At 69.5% G+C, this 13,810-nt stretch carries 14 protein-coding genes; all 14 read left to right on the top strand.

Annotated elements, in window-relative coordinates:
• The first annotated feature begins 39 nt into the window (after positions 1 to 39).
• Complete coding sequence (locus ABT304_RS17020; protein WP_350716857.1) at positions 40 to 894, top strand: carbon-nitrogen hydrolase family protein; 855 nt, start codon at positions 40 to 42, stop codon at positions 892 to 894.
• Positions 891 to 1,976, top strand: a complete 1,086-nt coding sequence (locus ABT304_RS17015; RefSeq protein ID WP_350716855.1) for an MSMEG_0565 family glycosyltransferase — start codon at positions 891 to 893, stop codon at positions 1,974 to 1,976. The genes ABT304_RS17020 and ABT304_RS17015 overlap by 4 nt, the downstream gene beginning before the upstream one ends.
• Positions 1,977 to 2,030: 54 nt before the next feature.
• Positions 2,031 to 2,753, top strand: a complete 723-nt coding sequence (locus ABT304_RS17010; RefSeq protein ID WP_350716853.1) for a FadR/GntR family transcriptional regulator — start codon at positions 2,031 to 2,033, stop codon at positions 2,751 to 2,753.
• Entirely contained in the window at positions 2,750 to 4,177 is a 1,428-nt protein-coding gene (locus tag ABT304_RS17005; protein WP_350716851.1) for an amino acid permease, read from the top strand. Before ABT304_RS17010 ends, ABT304_RS17005 begins: the two co-directional genes overlap by 4 nt.
• Positions 4,177 to 5,181: an asparaginase gene (locus tag ABT304_RS17000; RefSeq protein ID WP_350716849.1), complete on the top strand. Its 1,005-nt coding sequence runs from the start codon at positions 4,177 to 4,179 to the stop codon at positions 5,179 to 5,181. Before ABT304_RS17005 ends, ABT304_RS17000 begins: the two co-directional genes overlap by 1 nt.
• Positions 5,178 to 6,614 (top strand): aspartate ammonia-lyase, encoded by a 1,437-nt coding sequence (gene aspA / locus ABT304_RS16995; RefSeq protein WP_350716848.1) that lies wholly within the window; start codon positions 5,178 to 5,180, stop codon positions 6,612 to 6,614. Before ABT304_RS17000 ends, aspA begins: the two co-directional genes overlap by 4 nt.
• Before the next feature lie 105 nt (positions 6,615 to 6,719).
• Positions 6,720 to 7,097 (top strand): SHOCT domain-containing protein, encoded by a 378-nt coding sequence (locus ABT304_RS16990; RefSeq protein ID WP_350716846.1) that lies wholly within the window; start codon positions 6,720 to 6,722, stop codon positions 7,095 to 7,097.
• A gap of 71 nt (positions 7,098 to 7,168) precedes the next feature.
• The gene (locus ABT304_RS16985) at positions 7,169 to 7,939 is read left to right on the top strand and encodes a hypothetical protein (protein ID WP_350716844.1); all 771 of its coding nucleotides are present in this window, start codon (positions 7,169 to 7,171) and stop codon (positions 7,937 to 7,939) included.
• Positions 7,940 to 8,114: 175 nt separating this feature from the next.
• The gene (locus ABT304_RS16980; RefSeq protein WP_350716842.1) at positions 8,115 to 8,396 is read left to right on the top strand and encodes a DUF8691 family protein; all 282 of its coding nucleotides are present in this window, start codon (positions 8,115 to 8,117) and stop codon (positions 8,394 to 8,396) included.
• A gap of 26 nt (positions 8,397 to 8,422) precedes the next feature.
• Positions 8,423 to 8,617 carry a hypothetical protein gene (locus ABT304_RS16975; RefSeq protein WP_350716840.1) on the top strand — a complete coding sequence of 65 codons (195 nt, stop codon included), beginning with the start codon at positions 8,423 to 8,425 and terminating at the stop codon, positions 8,615 to 8,617.
• Entirely contained in the window at positions 8,614 to 9,144 is a 531-nt protein-coding gene (locus tag ABT304_RS16970; RefSeq protein WP_350716838.1) for a hypothetical protein, read from the top strand. Before ABT304_RS16975 ends, ABT304_RS16970 begins: the two co-directional genes overlap by 4 nt.
• A gap of 224 nt (positions 9,145 to 9,368) precedes the next feature.
• Positions 9,369 to 11,924, top strand: a complete 2,556-nt coding sequence (locus ABT304_RS16965; protein WP_350716836.1) for a winged helix-turn-helix domain-containing protein — start codon at positions 9,369 to 9,371, stop codon at positions 11,922 to 11,924.
• Between the two features lie 150 nt (positions 11,925 to 12,074).
• Positions 12,075 to 12,623: a hypothetical protein gene (locus ABT304_RS16960; RefSeq protein ID WP_350716834.1), complete on the top strand. Its 549-nt coding sequence runs from the start codon at positions 12,075 to 12,077 to the stop codon at positions 12,621 to 12,623.
• Positions 12,624 to 12,654: 31 nt separating this feature from the next.
• Complete coding sequence (locus ABT304_RS16955) at positions 12,655 to 13,809, top strand: DUF4331 family protein (RefSeq protein ID WP_350716832.1); 1,155 nt, start codon at positions 12,655 to 12,657, stop codon at positions 13,807 to 13,809.
• Position 13,810 lies beyond the last annotated feature (1 nt).

Here is a 13,810-nt window from a genome sequence, read left to right as displayed (position 1 = left end):
ACCACCCACCCAGGACCGAGGACGGATAGGTTGAGGAGCATGTCGAAGGTACGCATCGGGGCGGTCGCGGCCCACTTCGGACGCGATCTGCCGCGCGCGGTCGCCAAGCTCGAGGGGATCGTCGAGGACGCCCGGCGCAACGACGTACGCCTCCTGGTGCTCCCCGACGCGACCCTCGGTGGCTACCTCTCCGACCTGCGTCACCCCGACCCGCACGCGTTGCCGCCGGCCCTGAACGAGGACTCCTTCGAGATCGGCCGGATGATCGCGATGGCCGGCGAGATGGTGGTCTGTCTCGGCTACGCCGAGGAGGTCGTCGTCGACGGCCAGGCGCGGCTCTACAACTCCGCCATCTGTCTCAGCGGTGACGGCGTGCTCGGGCGCCACCGCAAGGTGCACCAGCCCGCCGGCGAGTCGCTGGTCTACGCGGCGGGGGAGGGGTTCTCGGCCTTCGACACCCCCGTCGGAAGGCTCGGGATGCTCATCGACTACGACAAGACCTTCCCGGAGGCGGCCCGCACCCTCGCCCTCGACGGAGCCTCGGTGATCGCCTGCCTCTCGGCCTGGCCGGCCTCGGTCACCGACCGCGCCTCGCGGCTCCCGCAGGACCGCCAGTCGCGGCTCTTCGACCTCTACGACCAGGCCCGGGCCGCCGAGAACCAGGTCGTCTGGGTCTCGTCCAACCAGACCGGGGTCATGGGCGGGCTGCGGTTCCTGGGACAGGCCAAGGTGGTCGGTCCCGGCGGCGAGATCCTGGCCCGGACGACCTCCAAGGGCGGCCTGGCCGTCGCGGAGATCGACGTCGAGGCGGAGATCGCCCGGTCCCGGCGGGTCCTGCATCACCTCAAGGAGCTGACCCCGACGGCGTACACGTTCCCCGGGACCTCGCGATGAGGATCGCGCTGCTGACCTACTCCACCCGGCCCCGCGGCGGGGTCGTGCACACCCTGGCGCTGGCCGAGGCACTGGCGGCGCTCGGTGAGGACGTCCACGTCTGGACCCTCGGCCGCCACGGCGACACCGCGTTCTTCCGGCCGGTCGACCCCGCCGTCACGGTCCATGCGGTGCCCTTCGAGGCCCGCGACGAGGAGTCGGTGGGGGAGCGGATCGTACGTTCCATCGGCGTGCTGCGAGCCGCCTTCGCGCAGCAGCGGGACCGCTACGACATCGTCCACGCCCAGGACTGCATCAGCGCCAACGCCGCCCTGCCCTGCATCCGCACCATCCACCACCTCGACCACTTCACCACCCCGCAGCTCGCCGCCTGCCACGAGAAGGCCGTCGTCGAGCCGTACGCCCGGATCTGCGTCTCGCAGTCGGTCGCGGACGAGGTCGCCGCCGGATGGGGGTTCACACCCACGGTCATCCCCAACGGCGTCGACGCGGCCCGGTTCGCGACCGGCGCCGCCGACGCCGGCGGACGGGAGGCCTGGCGGGCGCGGCTGGGTCGCTACGTACTCGCCCTCGGTGGGATCGAGCCGCGCAAGGGATCGCTCGACCTGCTCGAGGCGTACGCCGCACTGCGCGCCTCCGACCCCGGACACTCCGACCTGACGCTGGTCTTCGGTGGCGGGGAGACCCTCTTCGACTACCGCGACTACCGAGCGGCGTTCGACGCTCGGGCTCGCGAGCTGGACGTGCCCGTCGTGATCACCGGAGTGCTCGAGGAGGACGAGCTCCCGTCGCTGGTCGCCGAGGCCGGCGCCCTCGCGATGGTGTCCACCAAGGAAGGCTTCGGGCTCGCGGCCCTGGAGGCCCTGGCCGCCGGCGTACCCGTCGTCGCCCGCGACCTGCCCGTGCTGCGCGAGGTCTTCGGCGAGACCGTCGCCTACGCCACGACGCCGGCAGAGATCTCCGTCGCGCTGGGCAAGGTCCTGGACACCCGGCCGGACCCGACCGGCGGACGGGACCTCGCCGCCGGCTACACCTGGGACCGCGCCGCCCGCGCCCACCGCGAGTTCTACAGCCGCATCTGAGATTCCTGAGCGCCGGGTTGACAGTGGCCGGTGACGCCCATCACACTCACTGCCATGAACCTGTCAGACAGGCAAACAGTCAAACCGATTCGGCGTGCGAACGCGATGGAGCTCGTCCTCGCCGAGCTGCGCTCGGAGATCGAGTCGGGCACCTTCCCCGTCGGCACCCGGCTGCCTTCCGAGGCGACCCTGGTCCGCGACCTGGGGGTCAGCCGCCCGGTCGTCCGCGAGGCGCTGCGGGCGTTGCAGGCGCTCGGCATGACGGAGTCGCAGACGGGACGGGGCACGTTCGTGGTCTCCGACCGTGCCGCCGACAACCCGACATTTGGCAGCTACTCCGCACGCGACCTGGTGGAGGCACGTCGCCATGTCGAGGTGCCGGCCGCCGGGTACGCCGCGGCTCGGCACAGCGGTGACGACCTCGACGAGATGCGCAGCCTGCTCGAACGGATGGAGCGCGAGGAGGACGGCGCGGTCTGGGTCGCGCTCGACTCCCTGTTCCACATCGCGATTGCCCGCGCGTCGGCCAACCCGGTCTTCGGCAAGGTGATCGAGGAGATTCGCGAGGCCCTCGCCACCCAGTCCGCCCTGCTCAACAAGCTCGACGAGACGCGGCGTACGGCCTCCGACGCCGAGCACCGCCTGATCGTCGACGCCATCGCCTCCGGATCCTCGGACACCGCCGAGGCTGCGATGCGCGCCCATCTCGAGCACGTCGACGGCGCGCTCGAAGACATCGTCCGCGACCCCACCACCGACAGGACCTCCGCCCGATGACACTGCCATCCTCCACCGGCGCCGAAGCCCCACCACAGATCACCGACGCCGGCGACGACGGCTACGGCAAGTCGCTGACGCCGCGCCACATCACGATGATCGCGATCGGCGGCGCCATCGGCACCGGTCTGTTCCTCGGCGCTGGTGGGCGCCTGGCCACTGCCGGGCCGTCGCTGGCGATCGCGTACGCCGCGTGCGGCCTCGTCGCGTTCATCGTCGTGCGCTGCCTCGGTGAGCTGATCCTCTACCGCCCGTCCTCCGGTGCCTTCGTCTCCTACGCCCGCGAGTTCCTCGGCGAGAAGGGTGCCTACACCGCTGGTTGGATGTACTTCCTGAACTGGTCGACCACCGGCATCGCCGACATCACCGCGATCGCCCTCTACGCCCACTACTGGTCGTTCTTCGCGCCGGTCCCGCAATGGGTGCTCGCCCTGGGGGCCCTGGTGATCGTGCTGACCCTCAACCTGCTCTCGGTCCGCCTGTTCGGCGAGATGGAGTTCTGGTTCGCGCTCATCAAGGTGGCCACGCTGGTGGTCTTCATGGCGATCGCGATCTTCCTCATCGTGACCCGCCACCCCATCGACGGCACCACCCCCGGACCCCAGCTGATCGCCGACCACGGTGGGATGTTCCCCGCCGGGGTACTCCCGATGGTCCTGGTCATCCAGGGCGTCATCTTCGCCTACGCCTCCATCGAGCTGGTCGGCGTCGCCGCCGGCGAGACCGAGGACCCGCGCCGCGTCATGCCTCGGGCCATCAACACGATCATCTGGCGCATCGGCATCTTCTACGTCGGCTCCGTCGTCCTGCTCGCGATGCTGCTGCCCTGGTCGGCCTACTCCGCCGACGAGAGCCCGTTCGTGACCGTGCTGTCCCGGGTCGGCGTGCCCGGTGCTGGTGACGTGATGAACCTGGTGGTCCTCACCGCCGCGATGTCGAGCCTCAACTCCGGGCTCTACTCCACCGGCCGGATCCTGCGCTCGCTCGCCGCTGCCGGCACCGCCCCCCGCTTCGCCGCGGCGATGAACCGGCACAGGGTGCCCTACGGCGGCATCCTGCTGACGGCTGCCGTCTGCGTCCTCGGTGTCGGGCTCAACTACGTCGTGCCCGCCCAGGCGTTCGAGATCGTCCTCAACCTGGCCTCGGTCGGCATCATCGCGACCTGGGCGATCATCCTGATCAGCCACACGATCTTCGTACGCCGCAGCCGCGCCGGCGAGGTCGAGCGTCCCGCCTTCCGGGTGCCGCGGTCGCCGCTGCCGCAGTTCATCGCGCTGGGGTTCCTCGCCCTGGTCCTGATCCTGATGTTCTTCGACCACGTCGGCCGGATCACCCTGCTCGCGATGCCGGTGCTGCTGGCGCTGCTGGTCGGCGGCTGGTTCCTCGTCCGCGACCGCATCGACACCTCCGAGATGGAGGTGTGATGAGCCTGCCCCAACTGGTCAGACCGATCGCCGACGCGCCTCCGATGCGGGTGCCGGCCCACGAGCCGCTGGTCGAGGTCTGGCGGGGCGAGATGGTCGAGGGCCTCCACCACGGCTCGGCCGTGCTCCTCGATCGCGACGGTCGGGTACGCCTGGCGGTCGGCGACATCGAGGCGGCGTTCTACCCGCGGTCGGCGGCCAAGCCGATGCAGGCGGTGGCGATGGTGCGCGCCGGGCTCGACGTCAGCGACGATCTGCTCGCGCTCGCCGCGGCCAGCCACTCCGGCGAGGCGGTCCACCTGGCCGGTGCGCGCCGGTTGCTGGCCTCCGCCGGCCTCGGCGAGGACGCCCTGCAGAACCCGCCGGACCTGCCGCACGACCCGGTCGAGCGTGAGAGCTGGCTGCGTGCCGACGGGCAGCGGAGCCGGCTCGCCCACAACTGCTCGGGCAAGCACGCCGCGATGGTCGCGACCTGCGCGGTCGCGGGCTGGGCGCACGATCGTTACCTCGATCCCGCGCACCCGCTGCAGGCCGCCGTCCGCGCCACCGTCGAGGACCTCACCGGGCAACGGGTCGCGACTGTCACCGCGGACGGCTGCGGCACCCCGCTCTTCGGGATCTCGCTGCACGGGCTCGCCCGCGCCGCCCGACGCCTCGTGCTCGCCCCCGAGGGCAGTGCCGAGCATCGGGTCGCCGCGGCGATGCGCCGCCACCCCGAGATGGTCGCCGGCAGCCGCCGTGACGTCACCACCCTGATGCAGGCAGTTCCCGGGCTGCTGGCCAAGGACGGGTTCGAGGCGATCCAGGTCGCCGCCCTGGCCGATGGCACCAGCCTCGCGCTCAAGATCGCCGACGGCGCCGACCGGGCCCGCCTGCCCGCGCTGCTCGCGCTGCTGACCGAGGGCGGCGTCGCCACCGACGTTCTCGCCCCGTTCGCTCCCACCGGCCTGCGCCCCACCGCAGCGCTCACCCCGACCCGCACCTATCCGACGGAGATGCAATGACCCGACCGACCCGCCGCGAGCACGACCTTCTCGGTGACCTCGACGTCCCGGCGCAGGCGTACTGGGGCGTTCACACCGCCCGCGCTCGCGCCAACTTTCCCATCACCGGCACCACGATCGGCACCTATCCGCACCTGGTGAACGCGCTCAGCGCCGTCAAGGAGGCCGCCGCGCTCGCCAACCTCGAGCTCGGCCTCCTCGACGAGAAGCGCGCGCATGCCATCGCGTCCGCGTGCCGGGAGATCCGCACCGGCGCGCTGCACGACCAGTTCGTCGTCGACGTCATCCAGGGCGGCGCCGGCACCTCGACCAACATGAACGCCAACGAGGTCATCGCCAACCGTGCCCTCGAGCTCCTCGGTCACTACAAGGGCAGCTACGACCAGCTCCACCCCAACGAGCACGTCAACCTCAGCCAGTCGACCAACGACGCGTACCCCACCGCCGTCAACATCGCGACCATCATCGCGGTCGGTGCGCTGGCCGACGCCATGCGCGTCCTCGAGGACGCGTTCGCCGCGAAGGCCGAGGAGTTCAGCGGCATCCTCAAGATGGGACGTACGCAGCTCCAGGACGCCGTGCCGATGACCGTCGGTCAGGAGTTCCGCACCTACGCGGTGATGCTGGGGGAGGACCGCCTGCGGCTGCAGGAGGCCGTCACGCTTCTGCACGAGATCAACCTCGGCGCGACGGCGATCGGCACCGGACTCAATGCGCCCGCGGGATATGCCGAGATCGCCCGTCGTCACCTGGTCGAGATCACCGGTCTGCCGCTGGTCACCGCGCCGGACCTGATCGAGGCGACCCAGGACTGCGGGGCGTTCGTCCACCTCTCCGGCGTGCTCAAGCGGGTCGCGGTCAAGGTGTCCAAGACCTGCAACGACCTACGGCTGCTCTCCTCCGGGCCGCGAGCCGGGCTCGGTGAGATCAATCTGCCGCCGGTCCAGGCAGGATCCTCGATCATGCCGGGCAAGGTGAACCCGGTCATCCCGGAGGTCGTCAACCAGGTCGCGTTCGAGGTCATCGGCAACGACGTCACCGTCACCATGGCCGCCGAGGCCGGCCAGCTCCAGCTCAACGCGTTCGAGCCGGTCATCCTGCACTCGTTGGTCGGCAGCATCACCCACCTGGCTGCCGCCTGCCGCGTGCTCGCCGATCGCTGCGTCCGGGGCATCACGGTCAACAGCGATCTGACCCGCGCCCAGGTCGAGCGCTCCATCGGGCTCGTCACCGCGCTCAACCCCGAGATCGGGTACGTCGCCGCGACCGAGATCGCCCGCGAAGCGCTCAGCAGCGGTCGTGGCGTCGCCGAGCTGATCCTCGAGCATGGCCTGATCTCACCCGAACGGCTCGCCCATCTGCTTCGGCCCGAGCACCTCGCGCACCCTGGCACCGCAGGCCGAATGGAGTCAACGATCACCCGTTGCGGGTGAAGGGAACTCCAGTTGCAGGGCCAACGATGTACCCATGCTGCTGAGCTGACCTCGGGTGCTGGCCAGCATTCTCTGCCTCATCCCGAATGAAGGAGAACTTCTCACATGAGCTTCTGGGACATCATCTGGTTCATCATCGTGTCCTTCGCCTTCGTGGCGTACCTGATGATCCTGTTCAACATCGTCACCGACCTCTTCCGGGACAAATCGGTCTCCGGTGGAATGAAGGCCGTCTGGATGATCGGTCTCGTCTTCCTGCCCTTCCTCATCGCCGTGATCTATCTGATCGTCCGGGGTAAGGGGATGGCGGAGCGTCAGGGCCAGGCGTACCAAGAGGTCCGGGCGGCACAGGACGACTACATCCGCTCGGTCGCCGGCTCGTCTCCCGCCGAGGAGATCGCCAAGGCCCAGCAGCTGCTCGATGCCGGGACGATCACACCGGAGGAGTTCGCCGCCCTCAAGGCGAAGGCCATGGCCCCCTGACCGGCACCCGCTTCCCAGTCGTCCGGCCGGGGTGATGCCCCGGCCGGCTCGGGGTGGGAACGTGGGCGACCATGTCCACAAGTACCCAGCCACCGGGACTGCTCTCCGCCGAAAAGCTCAGTGAGCTGCTCGGGCTGACCAAGCAGGCCGACAGCGTCGAGCTCAAGATGACCGTGCCGAACGCAGAACGGCCTCGGGCTGTGGCTGCCCTCAGGCTCGATCCGCTGGATGCCCAGATCCGGCAGGTGTTCTTCTTCGACACCGCTGACCTGGCGCTCAACCAATGCGGGCTCGTCGTGCGCGCGCGTCGGATCCAGGGACGGAACGACGACTCCGTCGTGAAGGTGCGGCCCGTCAACCCGACCGAGGTCTCGACGGCGCGCACGTCCAAGAACCTGACCGTCGAGGTCGATGCGATGCCAGGAGGCTTCGTCTGCTCGGCCTCGATGAAGGCGACCCTCGGCCGGACCGACGTCAAGCAGGTCGCCGAGGGCACGCGTGCGATCCACAAGCTGTACACGAAGGAGCAGCAGGCCTTCTTCCGGGCCAACGCAGCCTCGGACGTCGAGCTCGACGATCTGGTGCGGCTCGGCCCGATCACCGTGCTGAAGCAGAAGCTGAGACCACAGGAGTACGCCGGCCGGCTGGTCGCCGAGCTGTGGTTCTACCCGGATGGCGCCCGAATCCTCGAGCTGTCCTCCAGATGCGCACCCGCGAACGCCTTCCAGGTGGCCGCGGAGCTCAAGGCGTTCCTGGTCGAGCGCGGACTGGAGATCTCGGGTGACCAGCAGACCAAGACCACAACAGCCCTCGAGTACTTCGCAAGCGAGCTGAGCGCGTAGCCGCACCGGCGACGCCGTGGTCCTCATCCGCCACGGACGACGCCCCGTCGCTGTTTCCGCATCAGGCTTGCTTCAGCCGTGGCTGACGATGATGCGGCCGGTACGTCGAAGGACGCGGGGTCGAGAGTCACGACGCAGCCGAGGACGTGCCGAGCGCGGGAAGCGAGTGGAGACCATGGATCAGAACCCGCGGGAGCCGGAAAACGCCGCTGCCGCCGATGCCCAGGCGTTCGAGATACGGGTCGCCGGGCTGGTTCCGCAGCAGGTCCTGCTGGAGTTCGCCGACGTCGAGACCTCGTCGCAAGAGACGAGGACCGTGTTGATCCGCCGGTGTCGAGACCAAGCCGAGCTCCATGGGTTCCTCGCGAGACTTCGGACCTTCGGTCTCGAGGTCGTGGAGGTCCGACGGCTCATCGGCGGGACGGCGGACGAGGACCCGACGGGGGATGAGGCATGAGCGGGGCGGGGCCCGACACTGAGGTCGTGTTCGAGCTGACCGTCGAAGGCGAGCTGGGTCCGGTGCTCCGTTGTGCGCTGCAACCGGACGCCGTCGAGCGGCAGTCATGCACCACCTTTCGAGCCACTGCCGGCGCGGGTCTGGGCATGGCCGACCTCGTGGGCATGCTGGACGCGAAGGGGCTGACGGTGGAGAGTATCCGTGTGGCTGGGCTCCGATGAACAGCGAGGATGTGGGGAGCGAGGTCCGCGAGCCGCACCCGAGCGAGGATCAGCGGCTCGGCCGCGGGCCTCGCGCGGTCGCCGGTGCCGTCTACGGTCTCGTCTCGGTGATCGCCGTCATCGTCGGAGCCTCACACTTCGATGACTCTGCCGGCCGGGTCTTCGCCTTCGCCGCGGTCTCCAGCGTGGTGATCTGGACCGTGCACGTGTACGCCTCGATGCTGGCCGAATCGGGTTCGGAGGTCGCGCCGTGGCGCAGCGTCCTCATCGCGGGAGTGCGCCACGAGTTCGGAATCATCGAGGGCATCTTCGTCCCGCTGCTCGTCCTGTTCCTCGGCGCGATCGGGTGGCTCGAGGACGCACGGGCCATCGCCTGGTCCATGTGGTCCGGCGTCGTGCTCCTGGTTCTGGTCCCTCTGTTCTGGCTTCGTCGGACGGGCCGCTCGTGGGCTCGGGCCTTGGTCGCGTCCGGAGCTTGTGGGCTGCTCGGCCTGGGGCTGACCTGGATGAAAGTCCTGCTGCACTGACCCACGCGAGCTGACGCATACGGACTATGTACGGCCTCAGGGCGTCGTACTAACGTAAATATCTCCTCGGGACTGACGCTCCCCCTGTTTCAATCCGTTGGGCGCTCTGCGCACTGGTTCGATCTAGGAGGCGCGTCGACGCGATGGGTCCTCACCCTGGCGATGGCTGGTTCGGCATCCCGACGATTCCCTCGGCGTACGTCCGACGACCCCGCCTCCTACAGATGCTCGATCGCAGTGACGCCTGCTCGCTGGTGCTGGTCAGCGCGCCCGCTGGAACCGGGAAGACGGCTCTGGTGGCGGACTGGGTCGCGGCATGCGGGGAACAGGATCGCACCGCGTGGATCACCTTCGACGGGGCGGATGCCGCGTTCTGGCCCGGCCTCATCGGGTGCCTCGAAAGCCTGGGGGTAGCGGTCTCACCCGATACGGTCCGCGGGGAAGAAGGCCCGCTCGACCGCCAGGTTCGCCGGGCGATCGCGGAGACCGTCTGCGCCCATCCGGCACGGCTGACGGTCGTGGTGGACGGATACGACCTGCTCTCTACGGACGTGGCGGACGACCTGGACTTCCTGTTGCGACACGCCCGCGATCGTCTCCGGCTGGTGATGGCGACACGGGTCGACCCGGTGCTTCCGCTGTACCGGTACCGACTCGATGACACGGTCGTCGAGGTACGGATGGCGGACCTCGCCTTCACCGACGAGGAAGCCGGTGAGCTGACCCAGCAGGCGGGACTGACCCTGACGCCGGACTCGGTGCACGCGCTCAACCTCCGGACGAAGGGATGGGCGGCCGGGCTGCGGTTCGGCACACAGCTCCTGCGGATGCGGCCGGATCCGGATGACGCCGTCGCAGACATCGTCGGTGACACCGGGAACATCGCGGAGTACCTGGTTGGCGAGGTGCTGGCCGCCCAGAGCCCGGACGTACGGGCCCTGCTGCTGGCGACAAGCGTTCCCGACACGATCCAGCCGGGACTGGCCGAGGCGCTCGGCGGCCCGGATGCCGAACGTACGTTGACCTTCCTGACCCGCGACAACGTGCTGATCGAGCCGGTGCCCGGTCATACCGGGTGCTACCGCTACAACCCGCTCTTCCGTGATCTCCTGCGCGCCATCCTCGCCTATGAGTCGCCCGACGAGATGAATCGCCTGCAGCGGACGGCGGCCGAGTGGTACTCCCGCGACGGTCAGGTCACCGCGTCCGTCACTCACTTCGTGGCGATCGAGGCCTGGGAAGAGGCGGCAGCAGAGGTGGTCGAGGACCTGGCGGTCGGCCAGCTCCTGCTCGACGACGGCACAGCCGGCTTGACCCGGTCGTTGCGGTTGATGCCGTCGGAGCTGGATGACCCCGCCGCCACCGTCGTGAGAGCGACCCTCGCGCTGGGAGCCGGTGACACGACCGGTTTCACCGACGAGCTGGCTCAGGTGAAGTCCGAGTCGGGTGAGGGATCAGGTTCCCATCCCTGGGCCACCGACGTCGCGGTCCGGGTGCTGGAAGCCGTGTGCGCGCAGACGTCGGAGGACCCGAGCCAAGCGATGTCGCTCGCCACCGCGGCCGAAGAGGCGCTGGAGGCGCCGGACCGCGGCCCGATGGTCAACCCCCATCCCGAGCTGGACGCTCTCGTCATTCTCAGCAAGGGCATCGCGGCCCTTCGTCAGGGAAGGCTGGCCGCGGCCGACGCGATGTTCAAGTCCGGCGTCGCGGCAGCCGCGGCTGCCGGATCCGAGGCCGTGCAGGTGGAGTGCCTGGGCTACCAGGCGGTCATCGCCTGCTGCCGGGGCAAGCTCTCCAGGGCTGCGAAGCTCGGGGCTCGAGCGATCGCTGCCGCCGAGCGCGGCGGTGTCAACGCAGGAGACCGGTCGGCTGCGGCCCGGGTCGCACTCGGCTGGGTGGAGATGGAGCGGTACGACCTGCGCGCGGCAACGGAGCACGTTCACGCGGTCGAGCGGTTGGACCGGCCGCTGCGGGATCCGGTGCCGCACGCTTTCCTGGCGATCGTCAGGGCGCGCCTCCAGGTGGCGCATGGCGACCGCCTGGGCGCGCTCAGCGGCCTGGAGCAGGCGGCCGCGGGTTTCATGGACGAGCGTGGCTGGCTGGGTGAGCAGCTACGTATCGAGCTCGCGCACGTCCGGGTCGCCGCTGGTGAGCCGGCGGCCGCGGTCGTCGTCGAGGACCTCGACGACGAGCCGGAGGCGGCCCTCGTGCTCGGGCTCGCGCACCTCCAGCTGGGGGATCCGGACGCCGCCGACGCCGCGATGTCGACGGTCCTGTCCAAGCGGGCTGCTGCGCCGGTCCAGGTCTCCGGATGGCTGGCGGAGTGCGCGCGCCGGCTCCGCGACGGCGCGTCGGTGCGGGCACACGCGGCGCTCGAGCGGGCGCTCACGCTGGCCGCGCGCGAACGAGTGCGGCGCCCGTTCCACGAGGCGCCCGCCGTAGTGCGCCAGCTGCTGCTGCGAGACAAGCAGCTGAGCACCGAGCACGAATGGCTCTTCGAGATCTCGACGCCGTCACGCAGGTTGTCCCTCAACAAGCCGGCACCGACCTCCGTCTCGTCGCGCCCTTCCGCGCCCGTGGTCGAAGAGCTCACGGAGAAGGAGCAGGAGGTGCTGGGTCACCTGGCGAACCTGCTGACCACCGAGGAGATCGCGGGCGTCATGTACATCTCCGTCAACACGATTCGCACCCACGTACGCAACATCCTTCGGAAGCTGGGAGTCACCCGCCGCAACGCTGCGGTCAGGCGGGCTCGCGAGCTGCAGCTGCTGCCGCAGTGAGCAACCGGTCGCAGCCAGTCGGGGTCATCCGTAGCGGATGAGGTGAGTGGCGCGGACGTCGCCCTACCGTCGGAGAGCTGGAGTGTCCAGCTCGATACCTGGGTCGTCCGGTGTGCTGCGGGGCGACTCGGGAGAACCCGGAGGTACCCCGTGACCACATCGGACGTCAGCGCCCCGCAGCCGGGGCTGAGCGTCGGGCCGACGAGCGAGTTCAGTCTGTTCTTCCGAGTCAGACCCGGTGAGGCGGAGTCCCTGCGCAGTGCGCTGTCGGCGCTCCAGAACACTCCCGGCTACCGGCCGGGCGACTACGGGATGGCGATCCAGACCATCCACGAGGCGCGATTCGTGCTGTTCGACGACGACACCCGGCTGGCGTTCATCACCAGCTTCGACGGTCCGTGGGACGCGTACATGGAGGACTTCTTCACCTCGGGTCCGACGCTGTCCCTCTTCGACGTGATCTTCAGCCACGTCGAGGGGTACGACGGACTGCCGGACCTGGCGGCCGTGCGTTCGTTCGTCCTGGGAGCCGAGCAGAGCGCCGCGGCGTACGCCCGCAACTACGGCGGCACGGTCAAGGAGATCCGTAAGGCACAGCGTGTGAACAGCGCCTTCCAGCAGGTCCTCGACCACCCGCAGGCCGGCGAGATCCTCGAGCACCCAGCGATGCAGCCCTTGCTCGACGAGGCCGGCGACTAGCCGCGCGAGCGGGGCGAGGCGAGGAGCAGCAGTGTCTGATCACATCTCTGGGCCGCGCGCCCTGGCCGATCCGATCGCGGACATCACCGACTTCTACGCGTTCCCGAGCCCCGACTCCCCGGGTCGCCTCGTTCTGGTGATGAACACCCTGCCGATGGCGAAACCCACCGACCTGTTCTCGGCGGGGTTGCTCTACCGCTTCCGGCTGCGGCCGCTGAGTGCTCCTGCCGCCGGCTCGACCAGCGGGGTGTTCGTCCCGGGCGGCGACGAGGTGGTCATCGACTGCGTCTTCGACCCGCCGCAGCACGTGTCGGACCCGGCCACCGGTCGGCCGGGCCACGAGCAGCACGGCAGCTGCGTGGTTCCGGGTGGTGAGAAGGTCGCCTTCCGCGTCAACGACGAGTCCGGCGGTGCCGGCGGTGCCGGTGGGGGAGTGCGTGTCTTCGCCGGAACGCGCTGGGACCCGTTCATCATGGACGCCCGCGCCGCACTGGCCACGATCGCGACGCGGAAGCTCGCGTTCACCGAGGACGGGTCGATCTTCCTGGACGGCAAGAACGTGCTGAGCATCGTGGTCGAGATCGACGCGGATCTCCTGCCGGGCGGGATGCTCGGGGTGGTTGCCGAGACCCTGACCCGGGGCGAGTTCAACGTCCGCATCGAACGGGTCGGCCGGCCCGAGGTGAAGAACATGATGCTGGCCCCGAAGGACTTCGACCAGGTCAACCGGGATCTGGAGATCCGCGACCTCTACAACATGGAGGATGCCTTCCACCTCGGCGAGTCGTACTACGGGGCGTTCCGGGCACGCCTGGATGCCAACCTCGCGTTCTGGGACTGTCTCGACGGCAAGCGGGACTGGCCTCTCGGAGAGGACGGGAGCCACCCGCTCACCGACCTCGTCCTCGCCGACTATCTGGTCGTCGACCCCACCTTCCCGTACGCCGAGCACGGGTCCTTCCTCGAGATCGAGCTCGCCGCCAGGCGTGGTGAGCCGCACCAGACCTGCGGAGGCCGGGCCCTGAACGACGACGTGATGGACGCGCTCTTCACCCAGCTCGTCAACGCAGGTCATGGCCCCACGATCCGTGACGGCGTCGACTCCGCCAGCCGACCGGCCACCACGACGTTCCCGTATCTGGCCGCGGCCAACCCGGACCCGCCTGAACCTCCGGAGCATCACTGAC

It is taken from the genome of Nocardioides sp. NPDC000445, assembly GCF_040300245.1.
GTDB lineage: Bacteria > Actinomycetota > Actinomycetes > Propionibacteriales > Nocardioidaceae > Nocardioides.
This window is presented reverse-complemented; position numbering and strand designations above follow the sequence as displayed.